Genomic DNA, 20,025 nt, shown 5'->3' with positions numbered 1-20,025 from the left:
CGCAGGCATCCGGTACCCGAGGACTCATTTCTCGAAGTAGCGACGCGGATTGCGGACCAGGATCGCGTCGATGTCGTCGTCGGTGAGTCCCTTCGCCAGCAGCGCGGGGATGACGTCCTCGCTGATGTGGCGGTAGTTCCACTTGGGTGCCATCTGGGTCTTCGCCTCGTGCGGGAACCAGTCGATGAAGCAGGCCGCGTCGTGCGCGATGGCGATCTTGTCGCGGTAGCCGCGGCGCACCAGCTCCACGATCGTGTTCACCCGGTCCTCGAAGGGGAGCAGGACATCGACGCCGAAGCGGTCCATGCCGAGCAACGAACCGGCGTCGGCCAATTCGGACAGGTACTCGAGATCGGTGGAGTCACCGGAGTGCCCGATCACCACGCGGCTCAGATCCACGCCCTCCTCGGCGAGCACCCGTTGCGCAACGAGACCGGATCGGGTGTGCGGGTTGGTATGCACGGTCACGGGAGCCCCGGTGCGCACCGCGGCCTGCCCTACCGCGCGCATCACCCGTTCCACGCCGGGAGTCAGACCGGGTTCTTCGATGGCGCACTTGAGGAATCCGGCGCGGACGCCGGTGTCCGCGATGCCTTCCGTCAGATCCCTGACGAACAGGTCGACCATCGGCTCCGGTTGGTCGAATGTCAAACCCGGTCCGCTGTAATGGAATTGGAAGGGTACGTCGTTGTACGTGTACACGCCCGTGGCGACGACGATCTGCAATCGTGTCCGGGCCGCGATCCGCTGGATGCGCGGAATGTAGCGGCCGAGCCCGAGCACGGTCGGGTCGAGGATGGTGTCGATGCCGAGCGAATGGAGCTCCTCCAACTGGCGGACGGCGTCGTCGATGCGCGCGTCCTCGTCCCAGTCGCCGTAGTTCTGCTGGAACTCCGTGCCGAGCACGAAGACGTGCTCGTGGACGAGCACGCGGCCGAGCTCGCTCGAGTCGATTGTTCCGGTCACGGTGGGTACTTGTGTCATCCGGCGACCTTGTCCGTCGCGGCGGTGAACACGGTGGGGTCGAGCGCGCGTTTGAGGATCTTGCCGGTGGCGCCCTTGGGCAGCTGGTCGACGAAGGCGAAGCGGTGCGGGACCTTGTAGGCGGACAGGCGTTCCTTCGCCCAGGCCCGCAGCTCTTGCGGATCGAGACGCGCCCCGGGCGCGGCGGCCACGACAGCGCCCACCTCCTCGCCGTAGTGGTCGTCCGGAATGCCGATGACCGCCACTTCCACGATGTCCGGATGCTCGTAGAGCACCTCTTCGACTTCCCGCGGATAGACGTTGTATCCACCGCGAATGATGAGGTCCTTGGCGCGGTCGACGATATAGACGTAACCGTCGGCATCGACGCGTCCCAGGTCGCCGGTCTTCAGCCATCCTCCGGACAGTTCGGCGGCGGTGGCATCGGGGCGGTTCCAATACCCCTTCATGACGCTGGGTCCGCGGAGGAAGAGCTCGCCGACGGCGTCCGCGGGCAGGACGTCGCCCTCCGGATCGCGAACTTCGATCGAGGTCCCCGGCAACGCGACCCCCACCGATCCGACCCGCCGCTCACGATCCAGCGCGTTGTAGGTCGCGGCGCCACTGGATTCGGTGAGTCCGTAACCCTCCAGAATGGTGCAGCCGAACCGATCCGAGAAGGCGCGGATGACCTCGGCGGGAAGCGACGCCCCGCCGGAGGCGGCCAGTCGCAGGCTGGCGAAGTCGTCCGGGCCGTAGTCACCGGCGGTGTGCAGCATGGCGTTCCACATCGTCGGCACGCCGGAGACCACGGTGAGGCGGTGGTCTCTGATCATCTCGATCATCGCCTGCGGCTGGAACGGTGACACCATCGAGAACGAGCATCCCGCGTGCAGCGCCGTGATCAGGCACACCGCTTGGCCGTATACGTGGAACAGCGGCAATCCGGTGCCGAACCGTTCCTCCGGTGTGAGCTGCAGCTGGCCGATGAAGATCCGCGCGGTCTCGATCAGATTCGAGACGGTGAGCTCGACGCCTTTCGGCTTGCCCGTGGTGCCCGAGGTGTACAGCAGGATCGCGGTGTCGTCGGGGTTGCGCCGGACCGGTTCGGCGACCACCCGCGTCGGCTCGGTGTACGCGCCGGGTTCGAGCACGAGCAGCGGAATGTCGCGCTCGGCCGCCGCCTGCCGCGCTGCGGCCTGCGCCGCGTGCCAGGCGATGGCGAGGCGGGCGCCGGAATCGTCCAGCACATAGCCGATTTCGGGCGCGGTGGCCATGGTGTTCACCGGAATGGCGACGGCCCCCACGAGATGGGCCCCGAGGTAGGCGACGACGAACTCCGGGACGGTCGGCGCGACGAGCAGCACGCGGTCGCCCGCTGCCACACCGGAATCGGTGAGAAGGCCACCGAAGGCGGCGCTGCGATGTGCGAGGTCGAGATAGGTGATGCGCTCGTCCCCGATGCGCAGCGCGATGGCGTCGGGGCGCTCGGAGGCGTGCTGCCAGAAACGGTCGGCGACATTGGTCATGGCACATCCAGACAGGTTGAGACCGGACAGGGACAGGCGTGTGACGGGGGTCACGTACGGTCGCACGATATATGAATCCGGCGTCAACTTCAATCGTGTCGATTCGGCGAAGCGTGGGTTGTCGCGCCCGCCAAACTTCGGTGAAACCGCTATTGAACTTGACGCCAGATTCAATTAGAGTCCGCCCAGCGGATGTGTTGATCGTCACACCGAACCGTCCTCTCGGCTGATCCCGCCCCGCGGACCCGGTGACGATCGGCACATCGATCGCCGCCGGAACATCCTGGCCGACAGGAAGATCGGGAGAAGAATATGGCCGCCTTGCTGAGGGTGGAAGAACTGTCGCTGTCGTTGCCCGCAGTGGGCGGCCTGCTTCGCGACGTCGGGTTCGAAGTGGCCGTTGGCGAAGTCGTCGGGCTCGTGGGGGAGAGCGGCAGCGGGAAGACGCTGACGGGACTCGGCGTCCTCGGGCTACACCCGCCCGATGCCCGGGTGACGGGCCGCATCGACTTCTGCGGCGAGGATCTCCTGACGGCGACGCCCGACAGGTTGCGCGCCCTGCGCGGACGCGAAGTCAGCATGATCTTCCAGGAGCCGCGGTCGTCGCTCAATCCGGTCATGACGGTCGGACGTCAGATCGCGAATGTGCTTCGGGCGCACGAGAAGATGACATCGGCCCAGATCGGCGCACGGACCGCGGAGCTGCTCGAAAAGGTCGGCTTGGCCGACTCGGGGCGCCTGATTCGCTCCTATCCCCACGAACTGTCGGGTGGCATGTGCCAGCGGGTCATGATCGCGATGGCATTGGCGTGCAGACCGAAACTACTGATCGCCGATGAACCGACGACCGCACTCGACGTCACCATCCAGGCGCAGATCCTCGAGCTGCTCCGGGGGCTCACCGTGGACGAGGACTTGGCCGTGCTGCTGATCAGCCACGACATCGGCGTGATCACCGAGCTCTGCGATCGCGTCGTGACCATGTACTCGGGAGAAGTCGTCGATATCGCCGTCCGCGACGAGTTGCTGCGTCGTCCGGCCCACCCTTACGCACAGGCGTTGCTCCAGGCATCGAGTCGCGAGACCGCGCCGACGGTCGTGCGGCCGGCACACGAGTCCACGCGCGACGGGAACGGGTGCTTCTATCGAACCCGGTGCCAGTACGCCATCGATGCCTGCCGGACGACACATCCGGATCTGATCGGCGACGCTCGGTCGGCGACGCGCTGCCTGCGCGCCGGCGACCTCGAACTGGCCGGGTTGGCGGCCTGATGACCGAGATCCTGATGAACGTCCGCGATCTGGTCGTCGACTACGGCGGCGGCGCCGACCGGTTGCGCGCGGTCGACACCGTGAGCTTTTCTCTGTACCGCGGCGAAACGTTCGCCGTCATCGGCGAATCCGGCTCGGGAAAGACCTCCCTGGCCCACGCTCTCGCCGGACTCGTCACGCCGGCCGCGGGATCGATCGACCGCGTCCCGGGCGCGCACGACCGCACCGCGGGGACATCCCATGTGATCTTTCAAGATCCGCGGTCGGCGCTCGACCCCCGGATGGCGGTCTGGCAGTGTGTCGCCGAGCCGATGGCGCCGCGCCGGTTGCGGATACCGCGATCGGCGCGCCCGGCCGCGGTCGAGCTGCTGCGCCGGGTCGGCCTCGGCGACGAGCTGGCCGACCGCAAGCCCGCGCAGCTGTCCGGCGGTCAACGGCAGCGCGTGACCATCGCCCGGGCGGTGGCGTCGCGCGCGGAGTTGATCCTGTGCGACGAACCGGTCGCGTCGTTGGACGTGTCCCTGCAGTCCGAAGTGCTCGCGCTGCTGGCCGAACTGCGCGACGAGCACGGGCTGACCTACGTGTTCATCTCACACGACCTGGGTTCGGTGGCGCGCATCGCCGATCGAGTCGGCGTCATGTACATGGGCAAGCTGGTGGAGCTGGGACCGACCGCGTCCGTGCTCGAATCGCCACGGCATCCCTACACCCAGGCACTACTCGCGGCCGTGCCCCATCCGACTCGTGTGCGCAAGGACAGGCGCGGGCTGCTGCTGCGCGGCGAGATTCCCGATCGGCGTAACCCACCGTCGGGCTGCCGATTCCGTACGCGGTGCCAACTGGCCACCGATCGCTGCGCCGCGACCACCCCCGCACTGACCGACGACACCGAAAACCATTCGGCAGCATGCCATTTTCGCCAGCAAGCCATCGAGGCGTGGCAATCCGCGCTTGGTCCCGCCGCGGACCGGAAAGAAGAATCGCGATGAACCGGAAACTGATCGCCGCCGGGGCGGCGGCCGCACTCACTCTCGTGCTCGGCGCCTGCGGCGCCGACCCCTCCGCGTCCGCGCCGGACCCGAACGCGACCATCAAGGTCGCCACGCGGCAGACGCCCAGTTCGTTCGACCCCTGCCGGGGCAATTCGGGGTACGACCTGACCTATCTCAAGCTGCTGTACGCCCCGCTCATCGATACCGACCCGCAAACTCTCGCACCGCAACCGGGGATCGCCACCTCGTGGGAGTTCGCCGGAGCCGACAAACTCACCTTCACGATGAAACTCCGATCGGGCCTGACTTTCCACGACGGCACACCCGTGGACGCGGAAGCGGTGAAGGCCAGCATGCAGCATTGTCTCGGCACCGGTCTGGTGTCCGTTCCGTCGATCAAGAGCATCGACGTCCAGGGCGCGGACACCGTATCGATCAAGTTGAGCAGCCCGACTTCTGGGCTGCCCGGCTACCTCAGCACCCGTCTGGGTTTCGTCGTCTCGCCCGCCGCGCTGCGACAGTACGGTGACGAATTCGGTAACCATCCGGTCGGCGCCGGGCCCTACCAGCTCGCGCGCGCGGTGCCCAACAGCGAATACTCCTTCACGAGGTTCGCCGGATACCAGCCGGTGAGCGACCCCGCACCGCGAGCGGCGGGCATTGATATCGCGATCATCACCAGCGACACGGCACTGACGAACGCCTTGACCTCAGGGACAGCGGATTTCGCCTTCGGGATCGGCGAATCCGCGGCGCCCGCGCTCGAGCGCCTGCCGGGCATCACTGTGGAACGGCATCGGCAACTCGGCTTCACCGCGGTGGTGATCAACACCAAGAACCACCCGGTCGACAACCCGAAGGTACGGTTGGCGATGGAGTACGCGTTGGACCGCAAGGCCATCGCCACGGCCGCGCTGAACAGCGACGCGGGCACTCCCGCCTGGTCGGTCTACCCGCCGGGGGCGACCTTCCATGATTCCGCCAGCGACAACGCCTGGCCCTACGATCCGGACAAGGCGCGGCGGTTGCTCGCCGAGGCCGGCTACCCGAACGGCGTGCACGTGCGAGGCATCGCCGCCGCCGCGCCGCCGTTCTCCACCAACGCACTGCTGGTCGCGGAGCAGTGGAAAGCGGTCGGCATCGACGTCGAATTCACCAACGTTCCCGGTCCGCAGGCTATTTCGCAGTTCGTAGCGCACAACGGCGCGGACGTCTTCAGTGTCGGATGGCCTTCGCAGGCGTCGGCGCCGCTCAACTACAGCGCCCTGCTGGGTCCGACCTCCTACTACCGGCAGAACGCCGCGCCGAATCCGCAACTCGACCAGCTCATCGCACAGCTCAACAACACCTACACCGACGGCGAACAGCTCGAGGTCGTCAAGAAGATCAACCGGATCATCGTCGAACAAGCCGAATTCATCCCGCTCTACCACGGTCCCGCGGTGATCGCCTACACGCAGCGCGTGCAGGGAGTGGTTCCCTCGCTCAGCGGATCGCCCGAACTCGCGTACCTGGCCGTGTCATGAAGCGGATCCGTCCTCGTCGGCCGGTCGGGCCGATACTCGGGCGATCGGTGTCGATCCTGCTCACCGCGTTTCTGACGACGGTGATGACCTTCGGCCTGATCCATCTCGTGCCGGGCGGGCCCGCCGAGGCGCTGATCGGAGTGAGCAGCACCGATGTCGATCCCGCGGTCATCGAGCAGCGGCTCGGTCTCGACAAACCGCTGCCCGAGCAGTACCTCCGGTGGTTGAGCGGGGTGATCCGAGGCGACCTCGGGACCTCCCTGGTCAACAACGCGCCCGTCACCGATCAGGTGCTGCACCGCTTGCCGGTCAGCGCGGAACTCGTCGGGCTCGCGTTGGCGCTGTCGGCCGTGGTCGCGGTGCCGCTCGGTGTCTGGACCGCGTATCGGGCAGGCCGCCGGTCCGACGGGGTCGTTCGCGCGGCGTCCGGAATCGGGCTCGCGATACCGGAATTCTTCCTGGCCATCGTCTTGATCGACGTGTTCGCCGTCGGCCTCGGGTTGTTTCCCGCCTTGGGTTATGTACCTTTCGGCAAGGACCCGGTGGCGAATCTGCGCCACCTGGTCCTCCCCGCGGCGGCACTGGCGGCGGGCGCGAGCGCGATCGTGGTGCGTCAGGTGCGTGCCGCGATGATCGACGCGCTGTCCAGCGAATACGTGCGCGCCGCGCGGGCCATGGGACTGCGTGAGCGCACGATCGTGTGGCGTTACGCGCTACGTAACGTGTCGACGACCGTCGTGACGGTGTACGGGCTGCTCGCGATCGGCTTGCTCGGCGCCACCGTTGTGCTCGAGCAGATCTTCGTGCTGCCCGGCATGAGCGGCGCACTGGTCACCGCCATCGACACCCGCGACTATCCGATGCTGCAAGGCATCGTGCTGACCTACGTCGTGATCGTGCTCGGCATCAACGTGGTGGTCGACGCGGCCACCGGATTCCTCGATCCCCGGCTCCGAGCGGAGGCGAACGCATGAGCACCGTGACACTGGCCGGCGGAACTCGCTCGACCGGTGACGCCCGGCGGCGGTCCCGCACCGGGTTCTGGCTCGCCCTCGCGATACTCGGCATCCTGATCGTGCTCGCGGTGCTGGCGCCGCTGGTGACGCCGTACAGCCCGACCGACCAAGATCTGACGAACAGGTTCGCAGGCCCGAGCGGTGCGCATCTGCTCGGGACGGACAGCTACGGCCGGGATGTGCTGAGCAGGTTGATCTGGGGCGGACGGTCCTCCTTCGTCGCGGTGGCCATCGCGGTCGGCGTCGGGCTCGCGGTCGGGCTGCCATGGGGGCTCGGCGCCGGATACGGTCCGGCCTGGTTGCGAATGTTGTTGCTGCGCGCGGCGGATGCATTCCTGGCGTTCCCGGCGCTGGTGCTGGCTGTGGCCATCACCGGTGTGCTGGGACCGGATCTGGTGACGGCCATGTGCTCGGTCGGCGTCGTGTTCGCTCCCGTCATCGCACGGCTTACCGCAGGGGGAGTGGCGCAGATCAGGCGTTCGGAGTACGTGCTCGGCGCGCAGCTGGCCGGCTGTCCGACGCACGTCACGCTGCTGCGGCACGTCCTGCCCAACGCGGCGGGACCGGTGATAGTGCAGGCCACGCTGTTCTCCGGACTCGCCTTCGCCATCGAAGCCGCGTTGTCGTTCATCGGCCTCGGCATCCAGCCGCCGACGCCGAGCTGGGGCGGCGATTTGAACAACGCCTACCAGCACATACTCGGCGCCCCGAATCAGGTGCTCGCACCGGGCGCGCTGATCGCGGTCGCGGTCATGGCCACGTATCGGATCGGCGACGAAGTTCGAGATCGCTTTTCCGAGCTCGGCTCGGCCCGTGCGGCCGAACAGTCCCGGCGAGAAGCCGAATAGCCCTGGTACGGGCGCACTTCGCGCGCAGGACGGAGGTGCGTCCGACGCTGCCGGGGCGGTGATACGGTGAACACGTCAACCGTCCCATCGACCGACAGTGAGTGGCCAGCGTTGGTGTCCGAGCCCGTTGTGAGCGAGGCCGAGCCTCGGAAAGGCGTCCCGCGCACCAAGCGCGGCGAACGGACGCGCACCGCGTTGATCACCGCGGCACGGGAGGTATTCGAGCGCGACGGGTACCTCGACGCCAAGATCTCCGAGATCTCGAAAGCCGCCGGGACGGCCTCGGGGTCGTTCTACACCTATTTCGACAGCAAGGAAGAGATCTTCGCGGCGGTCGTCGAGCAGGTGCAGGAAGAGATGCTGCACCCGCACGTTCGCGAGCGCACCGGCGTCACCGACCCGCGCGACCTCATCGAGGCGGCCAACCGGGAGTACCTGCGCTCCTACAAGCGCAACGCGCGCCTGATGGCCGTGTTCGAAGAGGTCTCCTTGATCAACGAGGACTTCCGCAGGCTGCGCATCGAACGGGGGAAGGCTTTCGCGGCGCGCAACGCGAAGATGATCAGCGAGCTGCAGGAATCCGGCCGGGCGAGCGCCGACCTCGACCCCATGATCACCGCGCACGCTTTGTCGGTGATGGTCAGCCGGATGGCCTATACGGTCTTCGTCCAGGGTCATCGCATCCCGTTCGAGAAACTCGTCACCACCCTCACACAGCTGTGGGTGAACGCTCTGCAGCTCGAATCGGACTGATTCGCACTCTCCGAACCCTGTTTCCCTGGGATAGCCGGGCCGTGTGCCTGCTCCTTTCCCAATCGGCGGCCCCCCTTGTCCAAACTTGAAATTGACGTAGGATTCAAGTTTGTTGGATGCTCGGCCCGGCGTGGCCGACCGGGGGATCGCTCGCGCCAGGGGAATCTCGGAAGGAGATGTTCGTGAAGGTCGCTGGAAGAACCGCGATTGTCACTGGAGGCGGCGGCGGGATCGGCGGCGCGATCGCGCGGCTCTTGGTGCACGAGGGTGCGCGGGTGGTGGTCGCCGATCTGGACGCCGACGCGGCCGAGTCTCTCGTTCGGTCCATTCCGGAAGACGCCCCCGGCTCGGCGGTGGCTGTCGGGGCGGACGTGTCCGACGCGGCGCAGATCAGCGGGTTGATCGCGCGCGCGGAGGACGAGTTCGGTCCGGTCGACCTGTACTTCGCGAACGCGGGCGTCAGCGGACCGGTCGGTCTCGGCGACGACGCGGGCTGGGACACCGCGATCGATGTGAATGTCAACGCCCACGTGCGGGCCGCCCGGCTGCTGGTCCCCGGCTGGCTCGAACGGGGCGAGGGATACTTCGTCAGCACCGCCTCCGCGGCGGGATTGCTGACCCAGATCGGTTCGGCCGCGTACGCGGTCACCAAGCACGCGGCCGTCGGGTTCGCCGAGTGGTTGTCGGTCACCTACGGCGACAACGGAATTCGGGTGAGCTGCCTGTGCCCGATGGGCGTCGAGACGAAGCTGCTGCGCGCGGGAGCCGAGTCGGGAGACGTGCTCGGTGCGGCGGCGACCAGGGCGGTCACCACCGCCGGGGCGGTGTTGAGCCCGGAGGCGGTCGCGACGGTGGTACTGGACGCCGTCGACGAGGAGCGTTTCCTGATCTTGCCGCATCCCGAGGTGCTCCAGATGTACCGCGGCAAAGGGGCGGACTACGACAGGTGGCTGGGTGGCATGCGCCGCTACCAGGCCGCGCTGTTGCAGACGGCGGAGTGAATCGCGTCGTCGAACGGTGAACGTGGCCTGAACCTCGGTGCGAGCGGGGGTTCGGGCCGCGTGCGCGGGGAAACTTGATGATGAAATCATGTTCGATTAGCGTTCGACCTGGATGCAGGGCGAATCGAGAGGCGAGAGCGAGGGGTAGTGATGCCGAAAACGACGCGGGGTGACATCGCGGCGGAGGGCATCCCATCGCTTGCCGACACATCGGTCCTGCGCGAGCTGCCGATCACGGCGCGGGGTGCGCGAACGCGCGCGGCGCTGGTCGCCGCGGCTCGGACGGTATTCGAACGCGACGGCTATCTCGAGGCCAGGTTGTCCGATATCGCCGCGGAAGCGAAGTGCTCGACGGGCTCCTTCTACACCTATTTCGCGGGCAAGGAGGAGGTCCTGCAAGCGGTGCTCGACCTCGCCCAGGGCGAGATGCTGCACCCTGGCATGCCCCGGCTCGATCCGGACGAGGCGTCACCCGCGGCGGTCATCGAGGCGAGCAATCGGGCCTACTTCGAGACGTACAAACGCAACGCGAAGCTGATGGCCATCCTCGATCAGGTGGCCTCCATCGATCCGAAGTTCCGCGAGGCCCGTCGGCGGCGCAGTCGCGCCTTCTGGGAGCGCAACGCTCGCTCGATCGCGGAGCTGCAGGAGCGCGGGCTGGCCGATCCCGAGCTCGATCCGCACCAAGCGGCCCGAGCGCTGTCGGGCATGGTGGGGCGAATGGCGTACTACGCGTTCGTCCTCGGTGAAGAGGCAAGCATCGACGAGTTGGTGCGCACCGCCACGCGACTGTGGGTGAACGCGGTGCGTATCGGGCCTGCGGCGGCCTGAGCGCGGATCAGGCGCCGCGCCACACGGGCGGGCGCTTCTCGGCGAACGCGCGTGCTCCTTCCAGCGCGTCCGCCGAGGTGTTGACGGTGCGGACGATCTCGAGCTGGGCGTGGAACGCGTCCGTATCGGTGTATCGAATAGCTTGGGAGAGAACCTGTTTCGTTCCACGAATGGCAAGGGGTCCGTTCTCGGCGATGCGTGCGGCCAGTGCCTCGGCCGTCCGGAGGGCTTGTCCGGGTTCGGTGATCGCGTTGACAAGACCGAACTGGTGCGCGCGGACCGCGCCGAGGGTGTCACCGGTCAGGGCGATCTCCATCGCCAGCTGGTAGGGGAGTGTCTTCGGCAGCCGCAGGACGCCGCCACCCGCCGCGATCAGGCCTCGTTTCACTTCCGGCAGGCCGAACTTCGCGTCGGTGGCGGCGACGATGAGGTCGCACGCGAGCGCGAGCTCGAAGCCGCCCGCGAGGGCCCAGCCCTCCACGGCGGCGATGAGCGGTTTCGTCGGCGGTCGCTCGGTGAGGCCGCCGAATCCGCGCTCGGGCAGGACCGGATGCTCGCCGTCGGCGAATGCCTTCAGGTCCATTCCGGCGCTGAACGTGCCCCCGGCGCCGGTGAGGATTCCGACCGCGAGGTCGGGCCGGGATTCGAATTCGTCGATCGCGTCCGCCAGCGCGTGGGCGACCGCGCGGTTCACCGCGTTGCGCGCCTCGGGGCGGTTGATCGTGATGGTGGCAATGCCGTCGGCGAATTCGGTCAGAACGACGCTCACCGCGGACTCCTCTCGGGGGCTTCTCGTGGCCGCCGCGGGTGCGGCTCGGCCGCGTGATGCTCGGCGCCCGCGCGGTCGGCCGTGTCGCCGTGACGCTAGCGAAATCTGAATTCGAGTTCAACATCGTGTCGGTATCCATGGCATGACCTGGTCTTTCGAGTTCTTCGTGAGGCAAGTCACAGACGATTTCCGGGGTGCTCGGTATTGACGCGGCGGCACCCGTCCCGCAAGGTGGCGGGAGAAAAGTAAGCGCTTAGTTAGTTCCTGCACGCTCGGCACCTCACTGCAATTCCACGACAAGCAGATCGGCCTGGAAACGATGTGCGTCGGCGGTGGCCGGGGGCACGGCCATGGTGCTCGAACGACTGTCGTGACCGCAGGCAACAACCGAAAGGATCGACCCGACCCGTGAACAGGTTCGAAGGAAAGACCGCCATCGTCACCGGCGCCAGCCGTGGCATCGGCCTCGGCATCGCCCAGCGTCTGGTCGACGAGGGCGCGAAGGTCGTCATCACCGCCCGCAACGAGAAGTCGCTCGACGAGGCCGTCGAGACGCTGGGCGGTCCGGATCGGGCGCTGGCCGTCGCCGGGCGCTCCGACGACGTCGCCCACCAGGCCGAGACCATCGAGCGGGCGATCGAAGCCTTCGGCAGCGCGGACCTGCTCGTCAACAACACCGGAATCAACCCGGTCTTCGGCCCGATGGTGGAGCTGCCGCTGGAGGCTGCCCGCAAGATCGTCGAGGTCAACTGCCTGGCCGCGCTCTCGTGGGTCCAGCAGGCGTACCAGGCGTGGATGAAGGAGCACGGCGGCGCGATCGTGAACGTCTCCTCGGTCGCCGGGCTGAAGCCCGCGCCGGGCATCGGTTTCTACGGCTCCAGCAAGGCGATGCTGACCCACATCACCCAGGAACTCGCCGTCGAACTCGGCCCGAACCTGCGGGTCAACGCCGTCGCCCCAGCCGTCGTGAAGACCAAGTTCGCCAGCGCCCTGTACGAGGGCCGCGAGGACGAGGTCGCCGCGGCCTACCCGCTCAAGCGGCTCGGCGTGCCCGAGGACATCGGCAGCGTCGTCGCCTTCCTGCTCTCCGAGGACGCCGCGTGGCTCACCGGACAGCTGCTCGTCGTCGACGGCGGCGTCACCCTCACCGGCGGTGTCTGACGTGACGGCGATGAAGGCGTGGCGCGTCCACGAACTCGGCGAGCCGGGCACGGTGCTGCGGCTCGACACCGTGGAGCGCCCCGAGCCCGGTCCACGTCAGGTCCTTGTCCGCGTCACCGGCGCCGCGGCGAACTTCCCTGACGTGCTGATGTGTCGCGGCCTGTACCAGGTGCGCCCGCCGCTGCCGTTCACGCCGGGCGTGGAGGTGTGCGGCTTGGTGGTGGCCGTGGGGTCCGACGTCGCCGGGATCGCGCTCGGCGATCGCGTGATCGGCGGAACCGCCCTGCCGCACGGCGGATTCGCGGAATTCGCCCTGATGGACGCCGCGCAGACGTTCCCCGCGCCGCCCGCGCTCGACGACGCCGAGGCGGCCGCGCTGTACATCGGATACCAGACCGGATGGTTCGGATTGCATCGCCGCGCCGGTCTGAAGGCCGGGGAGACCCTGCTCGTGCACGCCGCGGCCGGTGGCGTCGGCAGTGCCGCCATCCAGCTCGGAAAGGCCGCGGGCGCCAAGGTGATCGGAGTCGTCGGCGGTCCCGAGAAGGCGGCATATGCCGCGAAGCTCGGCGCCGATGTGGTGATCGATCGCCGGACGGAGGATTTCGTCGAGGTCGTCAAGAAGGTGACGAACAATCGGGGCGCCGACGTCGTCTACGACCCGGTCGGCGGCGATGTCTACGCGCGATCGACGAAATGCATCGCCTTCGAAGGCCGGATTCTGGTCGTTGGCTTCGCCGGCGGGGAAATCCAAACGGCCGCACTGAATCACGCGCTGGTCAAGAACTATTCGGTCGTCGGCCTGCACTGGGGTCTGTACAACGCCTACGAACCGGCCGCGGTCGCCGAATGCCATCGCACGCTGACCCGGCTCGCCGCGGAGGGCGCGATCAGGCCACTGGTCAGCGAACGGCTGACGTTGGACGGCATCGCCGAGGGCGTGCAACGCCTCGCCGACGGCAAGACCGTCGGTCGAGTGGTCTACGCGCCGTAACCGCCGAACACACACCACAGAGGAGAACACCATGAGCAACCAGACGCCGCGGATCGCGGTCGTCACCGGCGCGGCGCGCGGCATCGGCGCGGGCGTCGCACGACGGCTCGCCGCGGACGGCATGGCCGTAGCCGTGCTCGATCTGGACGAGGCTGCGGCCAAGCCCGTGGCCGACGAGATCGAAGCCGCGGGCGGCCGCGCACTGGCCATCGGCGCGGACGTGGCCGACGAAGCCGCGGTGACGGCGGCCGTGGACCGCGTCGTCGCCGAACTCGGTCCCCCGACGGTGCTCGTCAACAATGCGGGCATCCTTCGCGACAACCTGCTGTTCAAGATGACCGTCGACGATTGGGACGCCGTCATGGGCGTGCACCTGCGCGGCGCGTTCCTGTGCACCCGCGCGGTGCAGCGCTACATGATCGACCAGGGCTGGGGGCGCATCGTCAGCCTCTCCAGCACGTCGGCGCTCGGCAACCGCGGCCAGGCCAACTACGCCGCGGCCAAGGCCGGTATCCAGGGCTTCAGCAAGACGCTCGCACTCGAACTCGGCAAGTTCGGCGTCACCGCCAACGCCGTTGCGCCAGGATTCATCGAGACGGACATGACCGCGGCCACGGCCGAACGAATGGGCGTGTCCTTCGAGGAATTCAAGAAGGTGGTGATTGCACAGATCCCCGTCGCTCGCGCGGGAACGCCCGATGACATCGCGCACACCGTGTCGTTCCTGGTGAGCGAGGGCGCGGGATTCGTGTCCGGCCAGGTCATTTACGTGGCCGGCGGACCTCGGGACTAGGACGGAAGGACATCGACCGATGAAGGTATTCCAGGGCTTGGCCGAGCTGGAGAAGGCCATCGGAACTCACCTCGGATACAGCGACTGGCACACCGTGACCCAGGAGCAGATCAACCTTTTCGCCGAGGCGACGGGTGATCACCAGTGGATTCACGTGGATCCGGTGAAGGCGGCGACGGGACCGTTCGGGACGACCATCGCCCACGGATTCCTCACGCTCTCACTGATTCCGATGCTGACCCAGCGGATCTATCGCGTGGACGGCTTGTCGATGGGCGTCAATTACGGCGCCAACAAGGTCAGGTTCCCGGCCCCGGTGCCGGTGGGATCCCGGCTGCGCGCGGGCGTCGAGTTGCTCTCGCTCACGCAGGCCACCCTGGGATTCCAGGCTGTCAGCCGCGTCACCGTCGACATCGAAGGCGCCGCCAAGCCCGCGTGTGTCGCCGAGACCGTCTCGGTGCTGGTGCCTTGATGAGCGATGGTCACGGCAAGGATCTGCCCGGCTTGGACATGGATCGCCTGACGGCATGGCTGGACGATGTCGAGCCGGGCCTGCTCACCGGGCCGCTCACCGGTCGCTTGATCGCCGGTGGGAGATCCAATCTGACCTACGAGATCAGCGACGGCAAATCGGCATGGATCGTGCGGCGGCCGCCGCTCGGTCACGTGCTGGCGACCGCGCACGACATGTCCAGGGAATACCGGGTCATGACCGCGCTGGCCGACACCGGCGTACCCGTTCCCATCACCTACGCGCTCTGCGAGGATCCCGAGGTCCTCGGCGCCCCCTTCTATCTGATGGAGCGGGTGATCGGGACGCCGTACCGCACGGCGGCCGAGCTGACGGCGGTCGGCGCGGAACGGACGCGAACCATCTCGGCCGGAATGGTCGACGCGCTGGCCGATCTCCACACCGTCGATCCGGCGAAGGCTGGACTCGCGGATTTCGGACGCCCGAGCGGATTCCTCGCGCGGCAGGTGCACCGCTGGAAGAAGCAAATGGACGCCTCCTACTCCCGGGAACTGCCGAGCGCGGACGAGCTGTACGGAAAGCTGGCGGCCCACCAACCCCCGCAGTCTCCGGACGGAATCGTGCACGGCGACTACCGGCTCGACAACATCCTGGTGGACTCCGGGGACCGGGTGGTCGCCATCATCGATTGGGAGATGGCCACCCTGGGTGATCCGCTCACCGATGTGGCGCTCCTGCTGCTGTACCAGCGCCTCGGCGATATCGGCGTCACCGGTGTGAGCGACGTGGCCCTCGCACCGGGGTTTCTCACCGAGACCGAACTGCTCGACCGGTACGCCGAACGCAGCGGCCGCGACCTCGCGCACTTCGGTTTCTATCTGGGGCTGGCCGCCTTCAAACTCGCGGCGATCCTCGAGGGCATCCACTACCGTCATCTCCACGGGCAAACCGTGGGTTCCGGCTTCGAGACCGTGGGATCCGGGGTCGAACCCCTGCTGCGCACCGGTATCGACGCCCTCGCGGAGAACACTCGATGACCGGCACGGTTCTCGACGACCTGCGTCGGCGCGTGCGCGTCGGCCTCGGCAGTCCCGGTGAGCACCGGTCGGTGCTCACCGAGCTCATCGATCTACGGCTGGGAGAGGACTGAATCCATGGAATCGACACAGATCCGGCTCGCCGCCCGGCCCGAAGGCGAGCCCAAAGACAGCGACTTCGCTGTCGCGACGGTCGACCTGCCGGAACTCGAAGACGGTCAGGTGCTGCTTCGTGTGCTCTACCTGTCGCTGGATCCGTACATGCGGGGCAGGATGAGTGCGGCCAAGTCCTACGCCGCGCCCGTGGAATTGGGCGAGGTGATGGTCGGCGCCACCGTCTGCGAGGTGGTCGAGTCCCGAGCGGATTCGCTCGTGCCGGGGGACGTGGTGCTGTCGTACTCGGGCTGGCAGAGCCATGCGGTCGCCGGCGCTCGTCACGTACGGAAATTGGACCCGGAGTCCGCGCCGGTCTCGACCGCGCTCGGCGTTCTCGGCATGCCCGGGTTCACCGCGTACGGGGGCCTGCTCGAAATCGGCCGCCCGCAGCCCGGTGAGACCGTCGTGGTCGCGGCGGCCACCGGTCCGGTCGGCTCGGCCGTCGGGCAGATCGCCCGAATCAAAGGCGCGCGCGCCGTCGGTATCGCGGGCGGACCCGAGAAGTGCCGCGCCCTGCTCGACGAATTCGGATTCGACGCGGCGGTCGACCACCGTGCGCCCGATTTCGCGGAGCGACTGGCCGAGGCGGTGCCGGACGGCATCGACGTGTATTTCGAGAACGTCGGGGGACAGGTGGCCGAGGCCGTCGTCCCGCTGCTCAATCGCTTCGCCCGGATGCCGGTGTGCGGCCTGGTGGCGCAGTACAACGCCACGGAACTGCCCGCGGGCCCCGACCGATTGCCCGGATTCATGCGGCAGATCCTGACACTGAGCCTGACGGTGCGCGGCTTCATCCAGGACGAGTTCATCCCCACCCGGCAAGCGGACTTCCTCCGCGACATGTCGGGGTGGATCCGCGACGGCTCGGTCCGATACCGGGAAGACGTCGTGGAAGGGCTCGAGAACGCACCCGAGGCGTTCCGGGCCATGCTGGCAGGCCGCAATTTCGGCAAGGCGCTCATCCAGGTCGGCGATTGAGCCCGAGCCGGCGATCCCACCATCGAACGGTGCCGTGACATGCCCTGTCACGGCACCGTTCGTGTCTGTGCCGCGTCTCGTCGCGCGGCCCAAAGTTGAATCCGATGTCGAATTCAAGTACGGTGCGAAGGAACCCAACAGTCACCACGAGGAGTTGCCATGTTCGAGTTCTCGGAGCGAGCGCGCCGATACCAGGAGGACTTGCTCACCTTCATGGACGAGCACGTCTATCCCGCGGAGTCGATCTATCACGCGCAGATGACGGAGTCGGGTGATCCGCACTTCCATCCGCCGATTCTCGAAGAACTCAAGACCGAAGCGCGCAAGCGCGGTCTGTGGAATCTGTTCCACCCGCACCCGGAGTGGGGGCCGGGCCTGACCAACCTGGAATACGCGCCGCTCGCCGAGATCATGGGCCGCAGCGCACACCTGGCGCCGGAGGCGACCAACTGCAACGCGCCGGACACCGGGAACATGGAAGTCCTGACGCTGTTCGGCACGCCCGAGCACAAGGAGACGTGGCTGCGGCCGCTGCTGGACGGCGAGATCGCCTCGGCGTTCGCGATGACCGAGCCCGCGGTCGCCAGCTCGGATGCCACCAATATCGAGCTACGCATGCGGCCCGACGGCGACGAGTACGTGCTCAACGGCCGGAAGTGGTGGACCTCCAACGCCTTGCACAAGAACTGCAAGGTCCTCATCGTCATGGGCAAGACGGATCCGGACGGGCCCGTGCACCGTCAGCAGAGCATGATGGTCGTCCCGATCGACACCCCGGGCGTGACGGTCCTGCGCAACCTGCCGGTCTTCGGGTACCAGGACCGGGAAGGGCACGCGGAGGTGGTGTTCGAGAACGTCCGCGTGCCGCGCACCGCGCTGCTGGCCGGTGAGGGCGACGGGTTCATGATCAGCCAGGCCCGGCTCGGGCCGGGGCGGATCCACCACTGCATGCGCGCGATCGGCATGGCCGAACGGGCGCTGGACCTGATGATCGATCGGGCGCAGTCGCGGATGACGTTCGGCGCGCCGGTGGCCGACCGCGCCAACATCCAGGATTGGATCGCCGAGTCCCGCATCGAGATCGAGATGGCGCGATTGCTGACCCTCAAGGCCGCCTATCTGATGGACACCGTCGGCAACCGCAATGCGCGCGTCGAGATCGCCGCGATCAAGGTGGCCGCGCCCGAGGTCGCGCTGAAAGTGGTCGACCGCGCCATTCAGGTCCACGGCGGCGGCGGCGTCTCCGAGGACTTCCCCTTGGCGAGCATGTACGCGCACCTGCGGACGTTGCGTCTGGCCGACGGACCGGACGAGGTGCACAAGCGCACGATCGCCCAGATGGAGCTGCGCCGCCGCGACCCCTCGTGGGGCAAGCGAAAGTAACCGAACGGAAGAACCGACACAACCCACTCCAAGAGGAGGAACCGATGGCCGAACCCTGCGTGGTGGTGGCGACCATGATCGCGAAGCCGGGCCAGGAAGAGCTGGTGGAGAAGACGTTGCGGGCGGCCGCGCCCGCCGTCCACGCCGAGCCTGGCTGTCTGCTGTACGCCCTGCATCGACGGATCGGTGAACCCGGCCGTTTCGTGATGATCGAGAAATGGGAATCGAAGGAAGCGCTGCGCACCCACGGCCAGGGCGCCGCACTGCGTGAGGTCGGTGCGGCATTGAGCGACGCGCTCACCGGTCCGGCCGAGGTGCTGGTCTTCGACGCGTTGCCCGCGGGCGATCCCGAACTGGGAGCGCTCTGATATCAGAACTCGCCGGTCGGGCGAGTCGGCTCGACGGCGTTGGACGTCGTGCCGCGAGATGGCTCGCGGCACGACGTCACGAACGAGAAGAGATCTCATGACGAAAACTCAGCAGGTGCGCCTCGCGCGGCGCCCGTCGGGACTGCCCGACGCCGACACCTGGAACGTGACGACCGAGGAGCTTCCCGAGCTCGCCGCGGGACAGATTCTGGTCAAGATCGACTTCATCTCCCTCGATCCCGCGATGCGCGGATGGCTCAACGACGTGCGCTCGTACCTGCCGCCGGTCGGGATCGGCGAGGTGATGCGATCGCTGGACATCGCGACGGTCGTCGAGTCGACGCACCCGGACTTCTCCGCCGGCGACACCGTCAGCGGAACCTTCGGGGTGACCGAGTTCGCGATCAGCGACGGGAAGGGCGTCCAGAAGGTCGACGCGGGCGTGGCATCGGGGCCCACCTGGCTCGGCACGCTCGGAATGCCGGGCATGACAGCCTATTTCGGCCTGCTCGAGGTCGGGAAGCTGCGCGCGGGGGAGACCGTCGTCGTGTCGGCCGCGGCCGGAGCCGTCGGCAGCGTGGTGGGGCAGATCGCGAAAGCCAAGGGCGCCACCGTCATCGGCATCGCCGGTGGAGCGGAGAAGTGCCGGTGGCTCACCGAGGAGCTCGGTTTCGACGCGGCCGTCGACTATCGGAACGAGGACGTCCTGCGGCGGTTGCGCGAAGTGGCCCCCAAGGGGATCGACGTCTACTTCGACAATGTGGGCGGCGACATCCTCGACGCCGCGCTCGCCAATCTCCGCTTCGGCGCCCGGGTTGTGCTGTGCGGGGCGATCTCGGCCTACAACGACGACAAGCTGCCGCCCGGGCCGTCGCGTTACATGTCGCTGTTGGTCTTCCGCGCGTCCATGACCGGATTCGTCGTCATGGACTACGCCGACCGCTACGGTGAGGCCGTCGCGGAGATCTCGCAATGGCTGGCCGACGGGACGCTCAAGAGCCGCGAGCACGTCGTCGAGGGCGGCGTCGGACGGTTCGGTGAGACGCTCAACATGCTGTTCGCCGGAGCGAACGTCGGAAAGCTCGTGCTAGCGCTCTGAATTCGAGGCGTCAGGGCCCCGCGCGACACCGCGCGGGGCCCTTTCCGGCGGCCGCCGGGGCGTTCACTTTGCCTAGCGGATCGT

General features: G+C 67.6%; 20 protein-coding genes. 17 read left to right on the top strand and 3 right to left on the bottom strand.

Annotated features, from left to right (window positions below):
* Positions 1-24: 24 nt before the first annotated feature.
* Complete coding sequence (locus AC3EO7_RS25780) at positions 25-984, bottom strand: phosphotriesterase family protein (RefSeq protein ID WP_435592596.1); 960 nt, start codon at positions 982-984, stop codon at positions 25-27.
* On the bottom strand, positions 981-2,492 hold the full coding sequence (locus AC3EO7_RS25775) for an AMP-binding protein (RefSeq protein ID WP_431970547.1): 1,512 nt from the start codon (positions 2,490-2,492) through the stop codon (positions 981-983). The genes AC3EO7_RS25780 and AC3EO7_RS25775 overlap by 4 nt, the downstream gene beginning before the upstream one ends.
* Positions 2,493-2,804: 312 nt before the next feature.
* Between AC3EO7_RS25775 and AC3EO7_RS25770 the strand changes: the two genes are divergently transcribed.
* The 8 genes from AC3EO7_RS25770 to AC3EO7_RS25735 all read left to right on the top strand — a co-directional run bounded on the left by AC3EO7_RS25770 (position 2,805) and on the right by AC3EO7_RS25735 (position 10,731).
* Complete coding sequence (locus tag AC3EO7_RS25770) at positions 2,805-3,764, top strand: ABC transporter ATP-binding protein (protein ID WP_431970546.1); 960 nt, start codon at positions 2,805-2,807, stop codon at positions 3,762-3,764.
* Entirely contained in the window at positions 3,764-4,753 is a 990-nt protein-coding gene (locus AC3EO7_RS25765) for an oligopeptide/dipeptide ABC transporter ATP-binding protein (RefSeq protein WP_431970545.1), read from the top strand. The genes AC3EO7_RS25770 and AC3EO7_RS25765 overlap by 1 nt, the downstream gene beginning before the upstream one ends.
* The gene (locus tag AC3EO7_RS25760) at positions 4,750-6,282 is read left to right on the top strand and encodes an ABC transporter substrate-binding protein (protein WP_431970544.1); all 1,533 of its coding nucleotides are present in this window, start codon (positions 4,750-4,752) and stop codon (positions 6,280-6,282) included. The genes AC3EO7_RS25765 and AC3EO7_RS25760 overlap by 4 nt, the downstream gene beginning before the upstream one ends.
* Before the next feature lie 47 nt (positions 6,283-6,329).
* Positions 6,330-7,256: an ABC transporter permease gene (locus tag AC3EO7_RS25755; RefSeq protein ID WP_431970543.1), complete on the top strand. Its 927-nt coding sequence runs from the start codon at positions 6,330-6,332 to the stop codon at positions 7,254-7,256.
* Positions 7,253-8,146: an ABC transporter permease gene (locus AC3EO7_RS25750; protein ID WP_431970542.1), complete on the top strand. Its 894-nt coding sequence runs from the start codon at positions 7,253-7,255 to the stop codon at positions 8,144-8,146. Before AC3EO7_RS25755 ends, AC3EO7_RS25750 begins: the two co-directional genes overlap by 4 nt.
* A gap of 114 nt (positions 8,147-8,260) precedes the next feature.
* Positions 8,261-8,899 carry a TetR/AcrR family transcriptional regulator gene (locus tag AC3EO7_RS25745; RefSeq protein WP_431970541.1) on the top strand — a complete coding sequence of 213 codons (639 nt, stop codon included), beginning with the start codon at positions 8,261-8,263 and terminating at the stop codon, positions 8,897-8,899.
* Between the two features lie 182 nt (positions 8,900-9,081).
* Positions 9,082-9,900 carry an SDR family oxidoreductase gene (locus AC3EO7_RS25740; protein ID WP_435592595.1) on the top strand — a complete coding sequence of 273 codons (819 nt, stop codon included), beginning with the start codon at positions 9,082-9,084 and terminating at the stop codon, positions 9,898-9,900.
* 150 nt (positions 9,901-10,050) lie between these two features.
* Entirely contained in the window at positions 10,051-10,731 is a 681-nt protein-coding gene (locus AC3EO7_RS25735) for a TetR/AcrR family transcriptional regulator (RefSeq protein WP_431970539.1), read from the top strand.
* A 7-nt stretch (positions 10,732-10,738) separates the two neighbouring features.
* Here the strand turns inward: AC3EO7_RS25735 and AC3EO7_RS25730 are convergent, their stop codons facing one another.
* Positions 10,739-11,500: a crotonase/enoyl-CoA hydratase family protein gene (locus tag AC3EO7_RS25730; protein ID WP_431970538.1), complete on the bottom strand. Its 762-nt coding sequence runs from the start codon at positions 11,498-11,500 to the stop codon at positions 10,739-10,741.
* Between the two features lie 408 nt (positions 11,501-11,908).
* Between AC3EO7_RS25730 and AC3EO7_RS25725 the strand changes: the two genes are divergently transcribed.
* From AC3EO7_RS25725 to AC3EO7_RS25685, 9 genes are all read left to right on the top strand, one after another.
* Positions 11,909-12,661, top strand: coding sequence for an SDR family oxidoreductase (locus AC3EO7_RS25725; protein WP_431970537.1), 753 nt, complete (start codon positions 11,909-11,911; stop codon positions 12,659-12,661).
* Between the two features lie 10 nt (positions 12,662-12,671).
* Positions 12,672-13,655, top strand: a complete 984-nt coding sequence (locus AC3EO7_RS25720; RefSeq protein WP_431970631.1) for an NADPH:quinone oxidoreductase family protein — start codon at positions 12,672-12,674, stop codon at positions 13,653-13,655.
* Positions 13,656-13,686: 31 nt separating this feature from the next.
* Positions 13,687-14,448 carry a 3-oxoacyl-ACP reductase FabG gene (gene fabG / locus AC3EO7_RS25715; RefSeq protein ID WP_431970536.1) on the top strand — a complete coding sequence of 254 codons (762 nt, stop codon included), beginning with the start codon at positions 13,687-13,689 and terminating at the stop codon, positions 14,446-14,448.
* 19 nt (positions 14,449-14,467) lie between these two features.
* The gene (locus AC3EO7_RS25710) at positions 14,468-14,920 is read left to right on the top strand and encodes a MaoC family dehydratase (RefSeq protein WP_431970535.1); all 453 of its coding nucleotides are present in this window, start codon (positions 14,468-14,470) and stop codon (positions 14,918-14,920) included.
* Positions 14,920-15,957 carry a phosphotransferase family protein gene (locus AC3EO7_RS25705; RefSeq protein ID WP_431970534.1) on the top strand — a complete coding sequence of 346 codons (1,038 nt, stop codon included), beginning with the start codon at positions 14,920-14,922 and terminating at the stop codon, positions 15,955-15,957. Before AC3EO7_RS25710 ends, AC3EO7_RS25705 begins: the two co-directional genes overlap by 1 nt.
* Positions 15,958-16,074: 117 nt before the next feature.
* A complete protein-coding gene (locus AC3EO7_RS25700; RefSeq protein ID WP_435592594.1) occupies positions 16,075-17,091 on the top strand; it encodes an NADP-dependent oxidoreductase in 1,017 nt (338 codons plus the stop codon).
* A gap of 159 nt (positions 17,092-17,250) precedes the next feature.
* Positions 17,251-18,474, top strand: a complete 1,224-nt coding sequence (locus AC3EO7_RS25695; RefSeq protein WP_435592593.1) for an acyl-CoA dehydrogenase family protein — start codon at positions 17,251-17,253, stop codon at positions 18,472-18,474.
* 44 nt (positions 18,475-18,518) lie between these two features.
* The gene (locus AC3EO7_RS25690; protein ID WP_431970531.1) at positions 18,519-18,842 is read left to right on the top strand and encodes a putative quinol monooxygenase; all 324 of its coding nucleotides are present in this window, start codon (positions 18,519-18,521) and stop codon (positions 18,840-18,842) included.
* A 97-nt stretch (positions 18,843-18,939) separates the two neighbouring features.
* Positions 18,940-19,941 (top strand): NADP-dependent oxidoreductase, encoded by a 1,002-nt coding sequence (locus AC3EO7_RS25685; RefSeq protein WP_431970530.1) that lies wholly within the window; start codon positions 18,940-18,942, stop codon positions 19,939-19,941.
* Positions 19,942-20,025: the final 84 nt, after the last annotated feature.

The organism is Nocardia sp. bgisy118, from assembly GCF_057708605.1.
The sequence above is the reverse complement of the archived record's forward strand: the minus strand, read 5'-3'. Positions and strand labels throughout refer to the sequence as shown.

What these genes read in the sequence shown, in the direction of transcription:
- AC3EO7_RS25780 (WP_435592596.1), bottom strand. Translation starts at nt 984, where the DNA reads ATGACACAAGTACCCACCGTGACCGGAACAATCGACTCGAGCGAGCTC.
- AC3EO7_RS25775 (WP_431970547.1), bottom strand. Translation starts at nt 2,492, where the DNA reads ATGACCAATGTCGCCGACCGTTTCTGGCAGCACGCCTCCGAGCGCCCC.
- AC3EO7_RS25770 (WP_431970546.1), top strand. Translation starts at nt 2,805, where the DNA reads ATGGCCGCCTTGCTGAGGGTGGAAGAACTGTCGCTGTCGTTGCCCGCA.
- AC3EO7_RS25765 (WP_431970545.1), top strand. Translation starts at nt 3,764, where the DNA reads ATGACCGAGATCCTGATGAACGTCCGCGATCTGGTCGTCGACTACGGC.
- AC3EO7_RS25760 (WP_431970544.1), top strand. Translation starts at nt 4,750, where the DNA reads ATGAACCGGAAACTGATCGCCGCCGGGGCGGCGGCCGCACTCACTCTC.
- AC3EO7_RS25750 (WP_431970542.1), top strand. Translation starts at nt 7,253, where the DNA reads ATGAGCACCGTGACACTGGCCGGCGGAACTCGCTCGACCGGTGACGCC.
- AC3EO7_RS25735 (WP_431970539.1), top strand. Translation starts at nt 10,051, where the DNA reads ATGCCGAAAACGACGCGGGGTGACATCGCGGCGGAGGGCATCCCATCG.
- AC3EO7_RS25720 (WP_431970631.1), top strand. Translation starts at nt 12,672, where the DNA reads ATGAAGGCGTGGCGCGTCCACGAACTCGGCGAGCCGGGCACGGTGCTG.
- fabG (WP_431970536.1), top strand. Translation starts at nt 13,687, where the DNA reads ATGAGCAACCAGACGCCGCGGATCGCGGTCGTCACCGGCGCGGCGCGC.
- AC3EO7_RS25710 (WP_431970535.1), top strand. Translation starts at nt 14,468, where the DNA reads ATGAAGGTATTCCAGGGCTTGGCCGAGCTGGAGAAGGCCATCGGAACT.
- AC3EO7_RS25705 (WP_431970534.1), top strand. Translation starts at nt 14,920, where the DNA reads ATGAGCGATGGTCACGGCAAGGATCTGCCCGGCTTGGACATGGATCGC.
- AC3EO7_RS25700 (WP_435592594.1), top strand. Translation starts at nt 16,075, where the DNA reads ATGGAATCGACACAGATCCGGCTCGCCGCCCGGCCCGAAGGCGAGCCC.
- AC3EO7_RS25695 (WP_435592593.1), top strand. Translation starts at nt 17,251, where the DNA reads ATGTTCGAGTTCTCGGAGCGAGCGCGCCGATACCAGGAGGACTTGCTC.
- AC3EO7_RS25690 (WP_431970531.1), top strand. Translation starts at nt 18,519, where the DNA reads ATGGCCGAACCCTGCGTGGTGGTGGCGACCATGATCGCGAAGCCGGGC.
- AC3EO7_RS25685 (WP_431970530.1), top strand. Translation starts at nt 18,940, where the DNA reads ATGACGAAAACTCAGCAGGTGCGCCTCGCGCGGCGCCCGTCGGGACTG.